Origin of the sequence: Bacillus sp. FSL K6-0138 (genome assembly GCF_037982765.1) — a bacterium.
GTDB classification, from domain to species: domain Bacteria; phylum Bacillota; class Bacilli; order Bacillales; family Bacillaceae; genus Bacillus; species Bacillus glycinifermentans.
The window spans coordinates 2,635,315-2,654,508 of record NZ_CP150286.1; the positions used below are offsets into that span (position 1 = coordinate 2,635,315).

Here is a 19,194-nt window from a genome sequence, read left to right on the forward strand (position 1 = left end):
AAAATTTGAATTTCATTCAAATCAATGCTCATTATTAAGTTTCAACAGTTTACACCAGACACCTAGTGAACTATTTGTTTTAAGTTTTTGAGCTTCCATCATCGCCTTTTCTCCTTTGTTAAAAACCGCTACATCACCATTTGCTCCTGTCATTTTTCCAACATAATCATGACCAGAATAAACTTCTACTTCCCATTCCTCATTGGTCATTAACATTCTCTCCTTTTGTTTAGATTTGTCGTTATCTGTGCTTGCTTGGGAAATTACAAGAGGAATACCCCCACGCTCTATTACAAATTATCTTTTTAATTAGTTTTATGGGGATAATTAAGACCTATATGATTTAATGTTTTCTCAATATTCATCCCTCGGCATTCGTTTTTAATCTTGTAAAATATTTCATCACCACACTTTTTACAGCAGTTAATTTCAATTCTGTCTTCTGTTGTTCTAACTTTTTCTTCGGATATCCTTACACATAATGGTTGTGCGGTGTATCCTTTGCAGATATCACATATGTAGTTCATTATTCAACCTCTAAAATTATGTTTTAATTATATCCTTTTAATTTGTTTAAGTAAATAAGAATTCACCAAATTTCATTTTTTATTTCTTTGATTTTCATAAGAGAAAAAATCAAATCATTGTCTACACGTTTCCAGGCTTCATCAGAAATTGTATCTTCTAAATATGTATGTAAATTATCAAGGCGATCTTCGATCAAATCTAAGTGATATACTATGAATCTATAAGGATTGCTAATGTTTCTTCCCTCCGTTCAGTATGTATGGATAATCCAACTATTCACCAGCTTGTGATCATATGTGCGCTCTTGGATCTCACAATTGAACGCTCTTCGTTTGTTTATGTACGCAATTGCCTTCTTTTTAGTCGGGAACTTAAGATTAACCCTTGTCCCGTTCCACAATACTCTAAAATAATTCTCCCCCAAATTCACTTACCTTTCTCTGTTTAAATTTGATATTTTATTTAGATTTTTATGTAACTGCTCAGGCGTTTATTTGCAATTTCACAATACTCTTTACTAATCTCAGTGCCTATGTATTTGCGATTATTTAAAGCAGCCATCTTGGCCGTTGTTCCACTACCCATAAAAGGGTCAAAAACAATGTCTCCTTCCTTAGACCACGATAAGATATGGTCTTCGGCTAACTTCTCTGGAAATATTGCCGGATGTTGAAAAGCTATTTTGTCACTAGTGCTCTTATGCATACCAACTAAATAACTCCAAATATTCCCCTTAGTCTTTTCATCCTTAGTAACTAAGCATACTGATTTTCTTCTTACCGCGGGATTGCATTCCTCAATAGAAGCTACTCCACCTCTTTTAGAATAATCATATTTCATTCCCGCGGTTCGACAAGGTTCTTTTTTTGGATTAAACACGTTTGGTTTTCCTTTAGAAAAAACGAACATATATTCAAACTCTTGTTCATACCTGTTATGGTTTTGAGGCAGCGGATTTTCTTTTCGATAAATCATTGTATCGTGCAGATTAAAGCCAATTTCTTTAAAGAATAGAGCCTGTTTAAAACTTGTCCCTGACTCCGACCCTTTGTGTGTTTTGTCTCCAACAACCCAAACGACCACTCCGCCCTTTTTTGTGATTCTGTACAACTCTTCAGCAGTTTTTTCGAAATTAAATGAATAGCCATTGTAATTTCTTAAATCATCATAAGGAGGAGAAGTAACTGTTAGATCAATGGAGCAGCTATCTATGTACTCTTTCATAAACTGAATGCAATCATAGTTATGTATCTTGTTTAGAATCTTGTAATCTATTTCTCTTCACGTCCTTTTTCTCTTTAAAAGAGATATTTTATACAATTGTTTTCTCAAAAGTAAGGCTGTCTCTTTTCATTTCTAAAATTAGAAGCTGCTTTTTCTCCTCCTGACTCACCATAGTCCTTCAGAAACGTTTTGAATTTGTCTAAAAACGAAATCAACAACCTCGTCTTGATTCATATGAGCAGTATCAATTCCAATCAACTTCAAACTTCCCTTGCAGTCCCAATCAATATATCTTTTTAATTCATCTATGTATTTATAATAAGAATCCTGCTGTTTTAATGATTCCTCCACACTTTCCTCCACTTGAGCAAACGGAACCTTATCTCTTTTCAATCTTTCTTTAAGCACATCCTTATCGGATACCGTAAAAAAGAAAATGTAGATTTCATCATCAAGCGTTGGTAGCAGCTTACACAGACTCTTAAATTTTTGATGAAAATCATATTCTTTATATAGGGATGAGAACACCATTTCTGTTGGGAAGAAACGATCTAATATCGTTGTGTAGCCACTCATCTTTGACTTCCATTTGTGAAAGAGCTCAAACATGCCATCATAATAATTAGATATTTTCTTAAGCCCAACTTCACCATCTTCGTGGAAACCTGTTGGATTAATTAATGTACTATGCTTCAGCCGCTGCCTAAGTTTATAAGCTACTGAAGATTTTCCAGTCCCTCTTGCTCCCTCTAAAATTATCAGCATTAATCCACCTCCTTTCGAACTTTATGGAATCCCAATACCTCTACCTCATAAGATCCATCTTCATATTGAACTTCTACTTGATGATATCGTTCATCCACTGTTTTTACAGTAGCTCTTTCGCCGGAATGGTTAACAATGACTTTCTCATCAACCTTGTACACTAAACACACATCCTTTTAATTAGTACAAAATAATTTCATCAAAGTCATATTCCTCATACCCAATTCCATCAAAATCAATTCCAGCTATTTTGTTTTCATGATCTATGTATGAAATAACCCCAGTTCCCATTTCATCTACGTATGCCTTTTGGTTAAGCTTCAATATGTATCACTCGCTTTATGTATTAAATTCAGTTCCGACTCTTTGTATCTTCCAACCTCTCCATTAGTGAAATGAAGAACATCGTAATCATATTGCCAACTGTTTATTCGATCAATAATAATACCTTTAAGCCCAACATACGATGGCATTCCATATTTGGCGTTACTGTTGACCTCAACTTCATCATTAATGTCATAAGACCAGTACTTCGGCAATAAATCATCTCCCTTTTTTAAGAACTGTTACTTTAACATTTTTCCGGCCAAAATCTTTTGCAATTGATTCAGATCCAACAAGAACATCAATCCTATTTCCTTTAATATCACCTCCTGTGTCTATTGCGTAGGCTTCAAATGAATTGCTGCCGTATGAAACTCTTACTAATGAATTTAAAGGGATTAAAGAGGGATCAACAGCAATGACCCTCTTCCCCCTGTAGTAAATCGTATTTGACACGTCGTAGCCTGTTTTTGTTGTACCTATGCAGCCAGTATCGCAAAATGAAATGTAGGCTGTGGCAACCATACTAAAGACTTGAGCTTGTTCTTCAGGCTTCTTTTTTGTTTTTTGCTCATATCCCTTCTCCTCACTCTCGCGTCTCACTTTTAATTTGTTTTTATGTTTTTTCTTTTTTATTTCTTCTACTTTTATATGTAAATACTTATCTTGCGCTTCATTAATGATCTCTTGACTTGTCTTTAAATGCGGCAGCACCTCACTTCCAAATTCGAAATCCCAAATGTTGAGTTTTTTATAAAATGGCTCTTTTATTGGGTCTTTGTTTGGATGCAACAATTGATCATTGATTGATTTGTATGTTAATGTTGATCCCACCCCCAGTAAGAAGATAACTGAATATATCTTCATTTCTTTGTAGATATTATATACTTTTAATTTGTTTAAGTCTATCAGTTTTTTAAAAATTTCCATCACATCCGTTTATATTTGCTTTCTTTCTGTGGTTAAAATTAAGTTCCCTTCTTCGTCTACATCTTCAATCTTACACACAGTATGCTGATAGACACTGTTTTTATATATCTTAGGAATAAAATTATTCCCTCGCCTATAACCAGTAAACATAAGCAGTGTTCCTCTTGTATACCAGGACTTCTCAATAACTTCTTTCTTTCCGTTCACGTTATGTGAAATTTGTTTATTATAATGACTGAAGCTCCCTGCCCACTGTTTTACAGTAACAACTCCTGTAGGAGTCAAGAGCGTAACTGTATGCTTGGTTTTGTCTCTGTCTAGAGCCGTGCCTATGATTCTTGAAGTCTCATACTCATATAATTCTTTTCCTCTCCATTTATATGGACGGCCTTTAACTGGTTCTTCTGGCAACTGATAAAAGTCAACAATGTTGTACTTTGAAAAATTCACATTTCTTAATTCATGATCATGGTAGTAGTAACTTAGTGAATCCATTTCCCATTTGCCATAAGATCCACTTGCATACTTTTCCCATTCTTGCATAAAAAGACATTCATTTAGCTTTATTAATGGCTCTTGGGTTCCAATCCAGTTTTTTAACTTCAGCATTTTTTTGTCGTATTCCTTTTTAAATGCCTTTTCGGATATCACAAGATGACCGTTATGTACATCAACAATGCTGCTCTCATCAAAGTGTTCATTATAAAAAGCAGACGCTATATCATCAAGTAGCAGTAATTTGTCTTTTGGGGAATCGATCTTTTTAAACACTCTCTTGCTAATATAGTCCTTAAAGCGAAAAAATCGTATTTCTAATGCAAAATCCTCTGGAACTAAATTGTTTTCAATAAGCATCTTCAAATTAGACATGGTTAGCTTACTTTTAGGTTCAGAAATTAAAGAAATAAACGATTTCATTAAATCTTTTCTCTCCCCAAATGAATCAAAGCAGCCCCCTTTGATCAGTTGAATAACCTGTCCTTTCTTTATGATGCCACTGTGGTACATCCTTTCTAAAAAATCTTCAAAATCAGCATAAGGCCTATTGCTGATGATTTGATGAACAACCTCGTCACCGATCCCGTTCATCCCCTTCATCCCAAAAATAATTGAAGTATTTTCAATATCAGCCTTGAAACCAAATCCTGCTTTGTTAATATCAGGCAAATCAACTCTAATACCACGGCGCCGTATATTCCCTATTGCAGAAGCTACTTTACCGTAATCTGTTTTTTGTGTTTTCTTCTTTTTGTCTGGGTCATCAAATTCTTCTTCAGTTTCAACACCTCCGCTGTTTACAGTCAAGCAAGCCGTATTCCAGTATAAAGGGTTATACCGATAGTTTAAGTTCAATTCTTGTAACGCAATAATCGAATACGCCAAAGTATGAAGTAAACTGAAACTGTAGCCAAACTGTCTTTTAAATTGAACATTCCATACATAATTCAAAAGGTTGTCTGACGCTCCAATTTCCTTCCCCTTTTTGAAGAATAATTTTTGAACCTCTTTTAACACATCCTCTTTTTTCTTTGCTATGGATTTTCTTAGATAATTTGACTCTTTAATATCGAACCCAGCTATTTCATTATCCATTACCATTTGCATGACAACTTCTTGAGTGTCAGCAACCCCATAGATGTCTTTCAAATGTCTCTCAATTACCTTTATTTCAGCATCACTTAGGCCATATTTCCGCATTTCTTCATACCATAGTGATAAATTATTTTTATATTTCACATATGTGTCTACAGGTTGCTCTTCCCCATCGGACATGAGTCTCATTAGAGAATTTGTAACTGCTGCCTCAAGCAAATTTTTAGGTTTAACTTTAATTACAGCTTGGTGGCCGACCTCGGTCGAAAATTGGAACAAGTCCATTACCTCTCCATTTCCGGCCATCTCCCACAACTTTGCATTTTCATACTCAAGTACATCAGGATGAATGTATTTATTGTATGTTTCTTTTAAAGAGCCCTGCCATTGAATTTCTTCGTTTTCGATCAATTGATCCAGTGTTACCCGAATCTTATCTAATGCTTCAATCGTAAGAAGATCAAATTTTACAGACCCCATTGCTTCACTGTCGCCCATATTGAATTGTGTGATATAAGCCCCTTTAGGAGTTTTCATCATTGCATTAGACTTGGTGTACTCATCATTAAAAATGATAACCCCAGCAGCATGCGATGAGCGCTTATTAGTTAGCCCTTCGATTTTCAAAGCAGTTTCTTTGAGATTAGGATAGCGTTCAACTTCCCTAATGAATTCCTTAATTGGCTTCCTGCCTGTTTCTGCATCTCCATAAAAGCAGTGCTTTAAAGGCCAGTTTGATCCTCTTTCGAAAGGAATCATTTCACTTAAAAACTGAGAAATATCGTTATCAATCCCTAATCCCCTACATGCTGTCTGAAGAGCAGACTTAGAACCTTCAGTCCCAAATGTAGCGATCTGCAGTACACGTTTTTCACCAAATCTGTCTCTAAGCGCTTTAAGTATTTTTTCCCTTTTTGATCCTTCAGTGTCTATATCAATATCCGGCAACTTCCCTACCCTCTCTTTCGAGATATTTCTCATAGTGTCTTGGCACTAATCGGGAATAGACCATATCTTCACCCTCAGCACAATCTGTTAGGGCTGCCCCGCTTCGCAGAATTATATTCCACTACGTTCCTTTGAACTGGTCGTTGAACCTTTACCATTTTACAGGCACTTGGCTGCTGATTGCCCAATCATTATTCTTTTCAAACTTTCACGTTCACCGTTTCCAGTCACGTTGTAGTGAATAATGCTCTAAGGGGTTCCCAGCAATTCGAGGCTCTTTAAGCATACTGTTTCCAATATGCACGACTATCGTGTATCTTAATTTACCTTATTTAAAACTTTTCTTATGTAGTCTCTAGAAAAACCTGTGATTCTATGAATTTCTGATTTATTAGTTATTCCATCATGAAAAAGGCCAAGAACTTGTTTTTCTTTATCTTTACTAAGAGCTGTTCTATATTTTTTCACATACCTTGTTATATTGGCTTCTCCGCAGTCAAAATGTTTTGCAATATCTTTTCCCGTGTATCCTTTTCTAAGCATCTCTACCATGTGTAAAGACTTGATCTTAAACTCTAATTTATTTATCTCATCAATACATTGATTAATTTCATTAAGCAATATTAAATCCTGATATTGTTTAAACTTTCTATCTAAATAAATTGTTGCATTATTGTAGAGCTTGTTTGCAACATCTAATGATTGCTTATTCCCTTTAATTCTAATTTGTGCAAAAGACTCCACATCTTTTTTGTTTATTAACCGCAAATTTTGCTTATTTAATTGACTTAAAATAAATTCGCATACCTGTGGCGTTCCACAAAAGTTTACTGCATAAGTAAGGTATTTATCATGAGTGGTAAATCCTCCATCTCCATCAAAATAACCCCGAATATAGTGAAACATTAAATTAGGTGGTATTAACTGTTCTGTAGGTGGAATAAGAGTTTTTGACTTTCTTTCAGTCACACCTAATTTCAGTAAATCTTGAAATATTTTTCTGCTGACAATTGATACTCTGCAGCTATTAGTGTTTTGTATTATTGGATAATTCGAGTCTAAGCATTTATTGAATTTAACTAAGTGATTAACATCTTTGATATTTAGACTTATTTCTAAAATTCTTGATCCAGAATTTTTTTTAATATACACACAACCATCAGCACTTATAAACCCCAACCAATATGCCTTTTCCTCAGTATCAATTGTCTCAAAAAAGGAATCATTAACCCTATACTTTCTCTTGTTCATAAAATCACCTCCTCTTTGTTTATTTCGGTTTTTCTTCAAAATAAGGTAAGTTAAGATTGACAATCTGGCCTTGATTTATGAATATGCCTCCAATGTGGTAAATCATATTGCATTGGATTAATTTGGGTATTGTCAAGCAAGTAATTGATTAAGAATCCCGCCGCGCTTCCTCTTGCAGCACCAACTAAACTGTCTCCACCGCATTCATCATCCCAAATGATATTAATGATTTCCCTTACAGTTATGTAATAAGAGGCCATAGATTGGTTTAGCTTTTGGCTGATCTCCCAAAGCTCACCCAATTCAACATTAATCCTGAATAAAATTTTATGGAATCCATCTCTGGTTAGGTCGTCTTTTAATAATTTGGCTTCAAACCCGTCTTCAATAAGCTTTAGTAAGTATCTGTCTTGCTCCTCCTCCGACTCCGACATCTTTTTAATGTATTCATACTTCTCATAGGCTGGTTTAAACAAATGCCTAAGTTCAAAGTTAGGCAGTTCCATTTTAGGAATAATGGGCTCGTGCTCAATCGTATAATCTTCTATCATCTCGCCAATTAAAAGAGTGTTTTGAATTGCTTCTTTAACAATCTCTTTATCAATATAATTCATTCTTTCATGGATCTCATCTATATTCTGCACAAAACAAGCTTCATAAAATGAGTCGACTTCTCTTTCCCCATCTTTGGCATTTAAGAATGCTTGGTGTATGGCTCTGTCTTCTGGTCTTAAATAGTGAGCATCAGTGGTTACAATTCTTTTTAAACCATAACCATCTGCTATCTGAATCAATTTTTTATTACAATAAATTTGTTCCTCTCTCAAAGCTGGTTGTAGCTCTATAAAAAATTTGTCTTTCCCAAACACATCAATACACCATGTGATGAACTGATGTATTTTTAATTTATATTCTTTGATTAGATCAGGATCTCCATCGCCCTTTTCGATTTCCATGATCTTCTGTAAGTAGATATTTACTTCTGAACCTAGACAGGCCGTGGTTGCAATTATGTGTCCAGGATCTTTCTTAAGAAGTTCTTCGACATCCCGTTTTACAGTTGGCACCCTTTCCATTGTTCCAGTATAAAACGAGTTTTCCCATGCTTTAGAAGATAAAATTCGTAATTGCTCATGACCTTTAGGATCAACGGCCAACATTAAAAAGTGAGGAAATTTTGTTTTACCTGGCTGGTAGTTGTCTCTTACTTCTTCTAAGGAATCAACCAGATATGCTTCATTACCAAGGATAAGTTTAAAATCTTGAGGCATTTTCCCCTCTTTTTTCATGCTTCTAACAGTTTGTATTGCTTCTAGATGTGCTGACAGAACTTCATGGTCTGTAATAGCGAGTCCTTTATAATTCATTTCCAAAGCAGTTTCAAGTAAGCCCTTAACTGAATTTGTGGAATCCAGCAGCCTGATGTTACTTTTACATGTATGACAATGACATCCAATCACAGCAATCCCCCCTATCTAAAAAACAAGTGCTTTTTTCTTTGTTTTTACCACCTCCATCTCTTCGATTTCAATCTGAGGTGTTTCTTTACCCTTGTATTCATTTACTTTGGCTTTTCCGATTACAGTAAGAACCAATCGATCTCCTCTATTAACGAGAGATTCATAGAATTCTTCATCGCTTTTAAATCTTATGTACTCAATACCGCCAACCTTGAACTTGACAGTGTTTTTTGTTTTTTTGCCAATATGACAAATATCCTCTTTATTTATTTCAATATCGGTAATGGCAAGTAGCGGTTCTTCGACTTTATATCCCCAATAGTCTTGGTAACTATTAATTAGCTTTATAAATCGTTTAGTGAGATTGCTCGCAGCGATCTCAAAGTCAACTTCATATTCATTTTGATTAATCACAATATCTTTTAATTTATGATTTAGAATATCATTGACCTGGATTAAATTCTCTGGTGCAATGCTGAATCCAAATGCCTCAGCATGTCCCTCTACAAACTCGAATTTACCTGTTTCCTCTAAAAGCCGTTTGAAATTTTTTACTGCCCCTTTGTCGTATCCCCTTCCTGATCCCCCTAGAGTTCCATCTTCAAGTTCCCTAGCCAATAAAACTGGTCTCTTGTATTCACTTGCTAATTGGTTCGCAACAAGTCCAGCCAAGTTCTTGTCTAAGATACCTTCAATATAAACTATCAAGACCTTATTTTTTAAAAGTCCTTTTTCTTCAATCCGCTTCTCGATTTCCAATACCGCACTGTCAACTAATTTTTTTTGGCGTTGCTTAATATTCCCCAGTATTCTTGCTGTATCCCAATGAATCGATACCAGTTCGCCCTCATCTTTTCCTCGCTTTTTGTAGTATACTTCTTCATTAGATTCAAGCAGCGATCTCATCATCTGATGCTTCTCTTCTTGGGAACCTATTCGAATAGCTGCATTAATTAATGGATTGATATAGAACTGTGTGCTCTGTATGTTCTTTTTCCCTTTGGTTGAGTATTCTTGTTTTATGAAGAGCTCTCTAATCAAAGGATTCCTTACCTTTTTGAGCCCTTGATTCATATAGTATCGTGTCTCTGGCTCCCTTGAGTCTGCCGAATCCGCAATGTTCCCGACAGACACAAGATCTATAAATCGTTTTGCTTCATTTTTCCCAAGTTTATCATCTAAGGCTTGGCACAGCTTATAAGCCATTCCCGCTCCAGTTAAAGCTTTATTTTTATACTTTGGCGAAAGCTGATTATTTACCACGATAGCATTTTCGGACTCCTTATCACATTCATGGTGATCAATTACTATAACATCAATCCCTTTTTGTCTAAGGACATAATGCTCTTCATATTGATTAGAGCCTGCATCGGGTATTAATACAAGATCAACGCCTTCAGGAATAGTTTCTAAAATTATCCCGTGCTGTTTCCCTTCATGTATTCTCCATTCAACATTAGCTTCGGGGAAGAGTCTCTTTATGTAGTTAATAATAATAGAGCTTGAAGTAACTCCATCAACATCGCTATCCACCTGAATAAAAATTCTAGCCTGGTTTCTGAGGTGCTTTATTAGGCATTCTGCTGCTTCATCAATATTTTCTAAGTCAGAATAATGATTGACTACGTCCTCTGATAAATTTAAAAAGCTTTCAACGTCTTCAATCCCTCTGTTCTTTAGTATGGTTTTTAGAGGAGAAAAACAAAAATCATTATTACCAATTAAATTATATTTCAAAAACTATTCACCTTCTCTTGTTCCAATTTCAATTTTATTTCTCATCAACTCCTCTAGAATTTCTTTTCCTTTGTCTGCTGGGCTGTCTTTATAATCAAGTAACCCTTTAGTATCCCAAAGAACATATACACGCATAAATGGCGAAAATTTTGCTGCTAAATTCAATATTTTTTCTTCATAATTTTTTAGGTTTTCTTTGTACTTTTCGTTGCTTTCACCTTCCTTAATCCCTCTAAATCTATCTAAAGCAATAAACACTTCTTGCACATCCAAGGAAAGAAGAATGTCTCTATGGAAATTTGAAATATTATTTGAACAAACAGCACAGGTAAAATTTAAATCCCCATAGAAATCTTGACATTTTAAAACTGATTTTTCTGATTCGAAAATCATCGCCTTTTTCAAGCGTTTAATTGCTTTTTTTGTTTTATGTAATCCATAAAGGTTCATCATTGTTTGGTGATTATACATCGTATTCCCGACGGTTAACGGCATATACTTTCTGCCATTCTCAATGTCTTCTTGGATCATTGAACGCCTACGTATGCCAATTAATCTCCCATTAATGTCTCTGTGAGGAATTGCTATCCCTTCCTCTCGATTTCGAAAATAATATCCGATCTCGAATTCCATTATGGTTTCATAACTAATTCCTTCGTTTAGCCACGCTTCATGAGGGTATTTCATAAAAACATCTAGAACTGTCTCACTATAGGCTGGCAGCGTAGTATCAATTTTTTTCCGTGTTTTAAATTTAGTAATCCAATCCCAATCATCTATTATGTGTTCCTTTGGAGTTGAAGATAGAAAACCAAATCCAAAGCTTTTCCCTGATACTTTAACCACAAACTCAATCGCTTGTGTAAACGTTAGGGAAACGCCTTGCTGTTTTTTAGATCGGATAATCAGTTCATAAATATCAAAAGTATCGCCACATTCGGTATAACAGTGAAACTTTTGTGCCTCATGATAGTAATAAAGTTTAAAACTCCCGTTTGTGTTATTGTGACATACCGTTCTATAGATTGGATTTCCGTTGCTATCAGTTTGATATGTTTCGCTGCCAAGTTCCCTTAAAATCTTATGTATGTCTTCAATTGATAAACTTTCTTTAACTTGATCTTTGTCGTATCTCAAAGGGCTTTACACCCCGCTACCCTGCTTTAATAATTAATTTTTCAATTTGAATCAATTCATTATCAACATTAGTAACAAAGCAATCTTTTATTCTCATGTTCCCCATGTTGATATGTGAAAAGACTTTAACTTTATCATGCTCGTTCCCTCTATTTTTAAATACATGAGTTACGAAGTTTGGCTCCGGATAAAATCCAGATTTCAAAATAACATCAACCGCTTCTTTTTCTTTCTTGCTTAATGGCAAAACAATCATTGCAGCATCAGTTTTATCTGCAATCGCTTTACTGCCTCTTAAATATGTAGCATCAATTTGAAGCCCTCTTAGCCAAGCGTCTTTCCACTCACCATTTAACTGTGTTGCACTCATCATATAGATATCGTATTTGTTGCAAAGCGCCTTCAGCTTATCTGACATGAGCAATAGTATTTGATCTTCTCTAAGATTAACTCCGCTTTTCTTACTCATTTCAGCGAAGATTGTTACAGATGAATGAATATAATCAAAATAAACATATTCAACTGCATTTCTTATGACGTTTTTTTCAATAGTTCTTTCTATTTCTTTGATATTGAAATCAGGCAAATGCTCAAACCAAATGGGTGATTTTTTCAACACCTCTGCAGCTTTTTTTACTCGCGCTTTTTCACTCTCTGTAGTGGTGTTTCTCAGTATATTTTTCTCCTCAACCCCGCTGATATAAGCTAAAGCTAAACTTTGCAGTTCTTCAGAGATCATTTCAGTTGAAATGACTACCGACTTTTCCTGAAAATCATTTTTAACCCATTTATTTTCTTTTAAATCATAAAGTTGATCTGCACTTAGCCTACAAGCGTCGGCCACCATATTACGGGTTTTCCCTCCGCCAGTCATACTCGATCTTAAATAAAATTTCTTTTTCCTAGATCCACGAAAAATAGACGTTAACATCTCACTATTCATTGGAACCCCAATATCCGGTGATTCTTCAAGTCGCTTGAGAAGCTCGTCTATTCCTTCCCCACCTTGAATTCCGATACTTTCAGAATTTGTACTGAACTTTTCTTTAATTTCAACGATTTTCATTTCATAAAAAGAGAGAATGTCTTCAATTGATGTCTTATCAAATTTTTCCTTCATTATTTCTTGATCTTTGGGATCAATTATTGATTCATCATATATCTCATCAATATTGAATCCTAGACCGACCATCTCTCTGAGAAGGCTAAATTTTTTCAACCTGTTGTAGTAGTAATCAAAGTTTTCAACAACAGCCAATTTTTGAATTTGTTCGATATACTCATGTCCATTGTTTTCATTGAAAATTTTGTATTGTATATCGTAATCTCTAAGATATCCATCAATTTCAATTTCGTTAATGACTTCTGTTCCTTGATGAAATAAGTTATACATCGCAAAGAAAAGAATTGAGTGAAAACGTTCAGGGAAATCACTTGCTGTAATTTGGTATTTGTTGCTGTCCGATAAAAGCGAAGGTTCCTTTAAGATGCTGCCTAACACTTGAATAATTGCTTTCTTGTCTTGTAACAAATGAACTCCCCTTTCTACAAAGTAGATATATCAACAATTTTTGTATTTCTTCTGCTTTGTTTTTTTATTACAACAATTCTCTCTCTCTGTTTTTGATTTATTGCGCTTTTCACTGATTCTTCAATGGCCTTTTTCTGCAGGTAGTCTTTTTTCGCTTCTTCATAAATGAATGGAACTATTCCCAAACCATCACCTTCACGAACTGGATTACCCAAGGTTTCATGAAAGTACCTTAATGCTAATTCAATCCCTTTTAATTTATATTTATACTCCTCTTGAAATTCTTTAATTTGCTTAAGCATCATCCCTGTTGGAGCTTCTATTTTATATAGTTCACATATGTATTTGATTAACTCTTTCCGATGTTCTGCTTCCATCTTCCATGTTTCAAAACATTGCTTGTGATAATATCTTTTTTTATAAGGGATTGCATCATCCTTGTCTAAATAATTTTCACAGTATGGACATTTAACACGACGTGCCATATACTCACCTCTAAATAAAGAGGGAGATAAACTCCCCCACTTTAGTTTTCAAGAAGGTCTCTAAGATCGTCTAAAATAACAGACATTATATCCGTTTGTTTTTTAGTGCATTCAGTCACCCTAGCCCCTTGTCCGAGATGTTTTTCAGTTACTTCATTAACTTCTTCAAGTCTGCCTTCTTCGTTTAGCTTTGACCCAATTTCAATAATCTGCTCCATTAGTTGATCATAGTCTAGTTTTTCTGATAAGTTCTTTTGTTTCTGTTCTTCATATGTAACGGCTTGAATTCCCTCTGCTTCTTCTTGTCGTTTAATTGCTTCAACAACTGCCTTTTCTAGATTTTCAGCAGTAAACTCTTCAATATATGTATCAATATAATCAAAACGGCTTCGAGCAAAGAACTTCTCAGTTTCAGCTAACCAAGCACTAGATTTAATTACTTTATTATCTTCATCCACACCATTTGAGCTCAGGAATAAGACGATATCGCTATTATCGATGACTGGTGCAAGCACTCGCTTATCCCCTTTAGGAATGATTTTTCCATCCTTATCTTCCGTTGCGTGAGCAATAAAGACTACAGTGAATCCTACATTTAAGAGCTTGTTAATTTCCTCCCAGACTTCCGTTTCATACTCTTTCCATAAACCGAATCCATCGTTCCCATCCTTAATTCGATCAACATCATATTGGTCACATACATATCTCGTTGCATACTTTGAAAAAGCATCTACTTCATCAACAATTATGGTTTGATAAACTTCTTTAGCCTTTTCAGGATTTTTTGTAAGCTGCTTGTTCACTTTTTTGAAATCTCCCCAGCTATTAATCGGCATGAAAGGGACTCCAGCAATTGCGTTTAATCCTTTTTCAAATGGAAGGTAAAGTGGTTTTTTCATTCTGGTACTCTGTTTTGTTTTTCCTAAGTTGTTAGATCCATATATCGTAATAACTTTACCTTCAAGTCCTTTTGCTACTACGGAAATCTGAGGGTTAAAAATATCTAATGCCATAAACACTTCTCCTTTTAATTGATTTATTAACGTTTTCTCGATTGTCATTAATTATTAAAATGGTAGACCATCTTTAGAAATCGATTTAGAAGCGCTTGTGCTTGCTTTTCCTCCGAAACCTGTTTTCTTCTCGTTTTTATTATTTTTCTTACTGTCATTCTTCATTTGCTCTAAGTAAAGCTCTCTTTCAGTCAATGCCGCTTTAATCGCTTCAGCGTCAAAAGCTGCTTTATCGTCTTCGTCATACGGCTCAAAGCCACCTGTAATTAAAAATTCGCGCTTTGTATTATATGTAATGTTTTGTTTGTCTTTACCAAAGGCAGCTTGTTGAAGAGTCACCTTCTTTTCTTTGAAATTGATGATGTTTCCAAATACTTTTACACTGCTGCCTTTTTCATAATTGTTCTCTACGTAATCAGACCCCTCTTTTGTAACCGCAAACGTAAAAGGAATAATCTTTCCACCATACAGAGGGATGTACCCTTCCAATAGGACTCTGCCCGTTTCTTCGCCTTTAATTTTTTCTTCTTTAACGCCTTTTACAAATAATTCGACTTCAAATTCTGCTCTCGGATTATATTCTTCATCCGACTTTAAACGGTTAACAAAATTAGTTGACAATTGCGGGTACGATTTTAAATTATCTTGGACAAAATATTCATTCAACCCAATTCTTCCTTGTGTTACTCGAACTCTGTCAGCTTCTTCTTTGCCATGAGTAGCTACAGACTTATAGTCGTTAATGATTGTTTTGTAGCCTTTAGCAATCCCATTGTCTGATCCATCTTCTTTTTTATACTTGGACATTCCAGTGACTGTATGTACTTCATTTGGAGCTGTTTCAATGTCTAATTCAATATTTAGCCCCTCTCCATTTTTCCATTCATTGTGGCGCACTTCTAGAAGTAATCCTTCTAAAACTACTTTGTTTTCTGCTTCACGCAATACTGTTTGATTTTCTGCCATCCAGCAACTCTCCTTTATTATGCGTATATTTTTAATTAGATTATAAAAAATGAATCAAAATACTCTCCGTTATGCGAGTTCTTAATATGTGCTTTTGCATTTTGTTTTTTAAAATCAAGAAATTTTGAAATTACTAAGGCTACATCAAATCCAACATAGACGTTGCCAAAAACCTGATTATTCAAACCGATCTCGGCAAATTCAACAAGAGAATATTTTATCAGTTACCTCAGAACATGTTTATGTACGCTACCTGGCTATGCAATGCTTTCTGTAATACTTTATGTCTTTGATGCCTAAAGCTTTCGATAATTCTATGTATCTTTTCTTCGAAAATCTTGGTCTCTTATGGTTTGCAATTTTAATAACCTTCCCATTCCTCACCGTTATATGGAGATCATGGTACATATAAACCTTTGAAAAGAGCCCAATTCTTAGAACACGCTCCGGTGTTTCAGCTTGAACCAGTTTTACATTTCGTGTAAGTTTCGCTCTTGCCTGTTCTTCTGTTATGTTTTTATTCCCCTTAACGTTTTTCCTGTAGTAATTTAAAGCATCGTTTGTAACTTTTAACATCTTCATTTTCTCACCTCTCTCTCAATAGGATAATTACATTATATCCTTTTAATTTGTTTATGTAAATGCAAATTAAAAATTTTTTTAGATAAAATGACAGTTTTATTGATTAAGTAACAACGCAGGCACCTTTTAAAAACTCCGTCTTTTACACATATTGCATCTATAAATTAACGTACAACAATCCCGAGAACATGCACATGTTTTAATTTTTGATTCCTGTTTAGTTGCAGATAATTTACCTATGATTCCAATTAAAGTATACTTGATTTAGAAATAAACAGGAGGACTATATGAAATTTTTAGATCAAATAACAGGGCGATCCGAATTAAAACAAGAAATCGAGAAACAGAAATTGCAAATAGACACCCTACAAAGGGAGAAGAAAAATTTACAAATCAAAGTAAAGGAATTAGCTAATCTAAATTTTGAATTAAAAGAATTGAACAAAAAACAACTTGACCAACTAAAAAAACTGGCTTTTGAAATTGATTCTGCCAACGAACAAATTAAGGTTTATGAACATCAATTGTCATCGTTAGATGCATACAAATTAACTTACGGGGAGATTTCTGTTAATAACCAACCGAAGAAATTCTCATCAGTTTCTCCTCTCGATGAGGATAGTAGCTTTTTTGAATTTTTACTACCAAAAAACGACAATAATCCTTTTAATGAAGATCAAGTATCTGCAATTCGATATGATATGAAAAAACATTTGAGGATCATTGCAGGGGCAGGAAGCGGGAAAACTCAAACAATATGTGCAAAAGCAGCTTATTTAACTATGATGGAGAATGTGCCAGAAAATAAAATTGCCATGATTACATTTACAACTAAGGCCGCTGAGGAAATGGCTGTGCGTGTTAAAATGTTTTCTGATAACGAAAATAGCCAGATAAAAATTGGCACATTCCACAAAATATTCAAACAAATATATGAAGAGCTTAAGTCAAAATTCCCTTATGTTGAAACCATGGGAATTAACGGTGATGATGAACCTACTAGAGGTCAAAAAGAGTACAGAAAACTCTTATATTCATTGATTAAGAAATATGGATTAAAAAAGTTAGATGATAACGGTGAAAAGAATTTAATTGAGCGAATTAGTTATTGGACAAATATGGGGTTCACATTCAAAGACATGGCAGAGTTCATAAAAAAACACTTCGATGATTTAGACAACAAAACTGATCATCCATTGAGTGAAAGATTTTTTAATATGATGAATGAATTTAACACATTAAGAAAAGAAAAACGAATTGTCATTTTTGATGATTATTTAATAAATTTATTAAATGTATTAGAAGAAGATGCTTCTGCCAGGGATTATGTTCAGAATAGGTTTGACTATATTTTTATTGATGAATTTCAAGACACAAACCCTCTTCAAATGAAGATACTTAAACTGATTTGCCCTCCTAACTCTGACAAATCAGCAAAGATGATTATTGTTGGAGATGATGATCAAAGTATATATTTCTTTAGGGGTGCGGAGCCAAAGTACATCAAGACTTTTGATAAAATTTATGAGACACATACATCTACTTTAATGACTAATTACAGATCGACCGAACATATCGTACAGGCCGGCAATAGGGTAATTGCTGCTAATTCTGGAGACCGTATTGAAAAGACAATGAAACCTTTCCATAAAGAAAATGGTGATTGTTTTGTAAAAGGGTTTAATAATTCAGATAAAGAAGCTGAATGGATAATTAAGCAAATAAAAGATCTTGGACATAAGGCCACCCCTTTTAAAAACATGACTAACATACCTAATTACACTCAGTCCGTTGTTCTTTACCGATCAGTCGGACAGCTTAAAAATCTATTTTTCGCGTTAGAACAACAACAAATACCCTATGTAATTGAATCTAACGAAGATCTTCTGGGGATTTTCAATATTGATAAATTCAAAAACGATTTTAAGTCATGGAAAAGTTTTATGGAAGCTACGTCTACTGAAAAAAAGAAACATACATGGAACAGCGTTATTGAACAAACGGGTTACCTATTTTATAAAAATAAAGCCCAAATGAATCAATTCATCAGTAAGTCAAAAGGATTCATTACCGCAAAGGTTGCTGCTGAATTTATTTGCAGCCCCAAAAACACAAAGTTTAAGAATGATGTGGAAAAGTATTTAGAAGTTCTCATTCAAATAAAAAACGGCTTAAAGTCCTCTCTTCTTGAATTAGCTGAACTTTATTTATCTTTTCCTCTTCCTAAAAGGCAAATATCCACCGAAGAGTCAATATGGATTCAAAAAGAACTTGATTCTGTTAAGGGATGGTCAGAATTACTCGCTAAGTACGAAAAACTAACAAAGAAAAAAGATGAAATGAATCAACAATTAATGGACTATCATAGTGGAAATCTAAATGCATTATATCTTTTAACAATTCATAAGAGTAAAGGCCTTTCTTTCCCTAATGTATTCCTAATTGGACTACATAATGAAGGGCTGCCCAGTCATAGGGCTATTCCAAAAGATAATTCAATGATACAGGAGTTGATTGAAAAAGCAGAGCCACCATCCACAATTGAAGAAGAGAGACGCTTAATGTATGTGGCCGTTACTAGACCAAAAAAGAATCTTTATATTACATTCCCTAAAATGGTTAACGATAAACCATGTAAAAGATCTATATTTTTAAAGGAAATAGACTTGCCAATTAAGTAAACTGGGGGTGAGAATATAATTAATATCATAGGAGGATGA

The 19,194-nt window shown here is 34.4% G+C and carries 17 protein-coding genes and 1 pseudogene; 1 reads left to right on the top strand and 17 read right to left on the bottom strand.

All coding sequences use genetic code 11. From position 1 onward, the window contains the following. Positions 1 to 21: 21 nt before the first annotated feature. From MHB78_RS14005 to MHB78_RS14085, 17 genes and pseudogenes are all read right to left on the bottom strand, one after another. Entirely contained in the window at positions 22 to 210 is a 189-nt protein-coding gene (locus tag MHB78_RS14005) for a hypothetical protein (protein WP_065894489.1), read from the bottom strand. Positions 211 to 990: 780 nt separating this feature from the next. After that, entirely contained in the window at positions 991 to 1,752 is a 762-nt protein-coding gene (locus MHB78_RS14010; RefSeq protein WP_082094166.1) for a site-specific DNA-methyltransferase, read from the bottom strand. 165 nt (positions 1,753 to 1,917) lie between these two features. Beyond that, the gene (locus MHB78_RS14015; RefSeq protein ID WP_006640521.1) at positions 1,918 to 2,517 is read right to left on the bottom strand and encodes a hypothetical protein; all 600 of its coding nucleotides are present in this window, start codon (positions 2,515 to 2,517) and stop codon (positions 1,918 to 1,920) included. After that, positions 2,517 to 2,678, bottom strand: coding sequence for a hypothetical protein (locus MHB78_RS14020; RefSeq protein WP_006640522.1), 162 nt, complete (start codon positions 2,676 to 2,678; stop codon positions 2,517 to 2,519). The genes MHB78_RS14015 and MHB78_RS14020 overlap by 1 nt, the downstream gene beginning before the upstream one ends. A gap of 19 nt (positions 2,679 to 2,697) precedes the next feature. After that, on the bottom strand, positions 2,698 to 2,841 hold the full coding sequence (locus MHB78_RS14025; RefSeq protein ID WP_164918157.1) for a hypothetical protein: 144 nt from the start codon (positions 2,839 to 2,841) through the stop codon (positions 2,698 to 2,700). Next, on the bottom strand, positions 2,838 to 3,056 hold the full coding sequence (locus tag MHB78_RS14030; protein ID WP_006640523.1) for a YorP family protein: 219 nt from the start codon (positions 3,054 to 3,056) through the stop codon (positions 2,838 to 2,840). Before MHB78_RS14030 ends, MHB78_RS14025 begins: the two co-directional genes overlap by 4 nt. Positions 3,057 to 3,060: 4 nt before the next feature. After that, positions 3,061 to 3,771 carry a 3D domain-containing protein gene (locus MHB78_RS14035; protein WP_065894485.1) on the bottom strand — a complete coding sequence of 237 codons (711 nt, stop codon included), beginning with the start codon at positions 3,769 to 3,771 and terminating at the stop codon, positions 3,061 to 3,063. A gap of 9 nt (positions 3,772 to 3,780) precedes the next feature. Beyond that, positions 3,781 to 6,336, bottom strand: coding sequence for a hypothetical protein (locus tag MHB78_RS14040; RefSeq protein WP_269449659.1), 2,556 nt, complete (start codon positions 6,334 to 6,336; stop codon positions 3,781 to 3,783). Between the two features lie 294 nt (positions 6,337 to 6,630). Beyond that, a complete protein-coding gene (locus tag MHB78_RS14045; protein ID WP_052948566.1) occupies positions 6,631 to 7,563 on the bottom strand; it encodes a helix-turn-helix domain-containing protein in 933 nt (310 codons plus the stop codon). A gap of 62 nt (positions 7,564 to 7,625) precedes the next feature. After that, a pseudogene (locus MHB78_RS14050) lies at positions 7,626 to 9,023 on the bottom strand (PHP domain-containing protein); the annotation flags it as partial. Between the two features lie 15 nt (positions 9,024 to 9,038). After that, entirely contained in the window at positions 9,039 to 10,760 is a 1,722-nt protein-coding gene (gene recJ, locus MHB78_RS14055) for a single-stranded-DNA-specific exonuclease RecJ (protein ID WP_046132617.1), read from the bottom strand. A 3-nt stretch (positions 10,761 to 10,763) separates the two neighbouring features. Further along, entirely contained in the window at positions 10,764 to 11,897 is a 1,134-nt protein-coding gene (locus tag MHB78_RS14060; RefSeq protein ID WP_335498368.1) for a hypothetical protein, read from the bottom strand. Between the two features lie 16 nt (positions 11,898 to 11,913). After that, the gene (locus tag MHB78_RS14065; RefSeq protein WP_065894480.1) at positions 11,914 to 13,428 is read right to left on the bottom strand and encodes a replicative DNA helicase; all 1,515 of its coding nucleotides are present in this window, start codon (positions 13,426 to 13,428) and stop codon (positions 11,914 to 11,916) included. Between the two features lie 14 nt (positions 13,429 to 13,442). Continuing rightward, entirely contained in the window at positions 13,443 to 13,913 is a 471-nt protein-coding gene (locus MHB78_RS14070; RefSeq protein ID WP_046132620.1) for a hypothetical protein, read from the bottom strand. 41 nt (positions 13,914 to 13,954) lie between these two features. Continuing rightward, positions 13,955 to 14,926: an ATP-binding protein gene (locus tag MHB78_RS14075; protein WP_046132621.1), complete on the bottom strand. Its 972-nt coding sequence runs from the start codon at positions 14,924 to 14,926 to the stop codon at positions 13,955 to 13,957. Between the two features lie 54 nt (positions 14,927 to 14,980). Next, positions 14,981 to 15,892: a hypothetical protein gene (locus MHB78_RS14080; protein ID WP_065894479.1), complete on the bottom strand. Its 912-nt coding sequence runs from the start codon at positions 15,890 to 15,892 to the stop codon at positions 14,981 to 14,983. 249 nt (positions 15,893 to 16,141) lie between these two features. Further along, a complete protein-coding gene (locus MHB78_RS14085; RefSeq protein WP_065894474.1) occupies positions 16,142 to 16,474 on the bottom strand; it encodes a hypothetical protein in 333 nt (110 codons plus the stop codon). Between the two features lie 287 nt (positions 16,475 to 16,761). Here MHB78_RS14085 and MHB78_RS14090 point away from each other — a divergent pair, with 287 nt between their 5' ends. After that, positions 16,762 to 19,155, top strand: a complete 2,394-nt coding sequence (locus MHB78_RS14090) for a UvrD-helicase domain-containing protein (RefSeq protein WP_335498373.1) — start codon at positions 16,762 to 16,764, stop codon at positions 19,153 to 19,155. Positions 19,156 to 19,194: the final 39 nt, after the last annotated feature.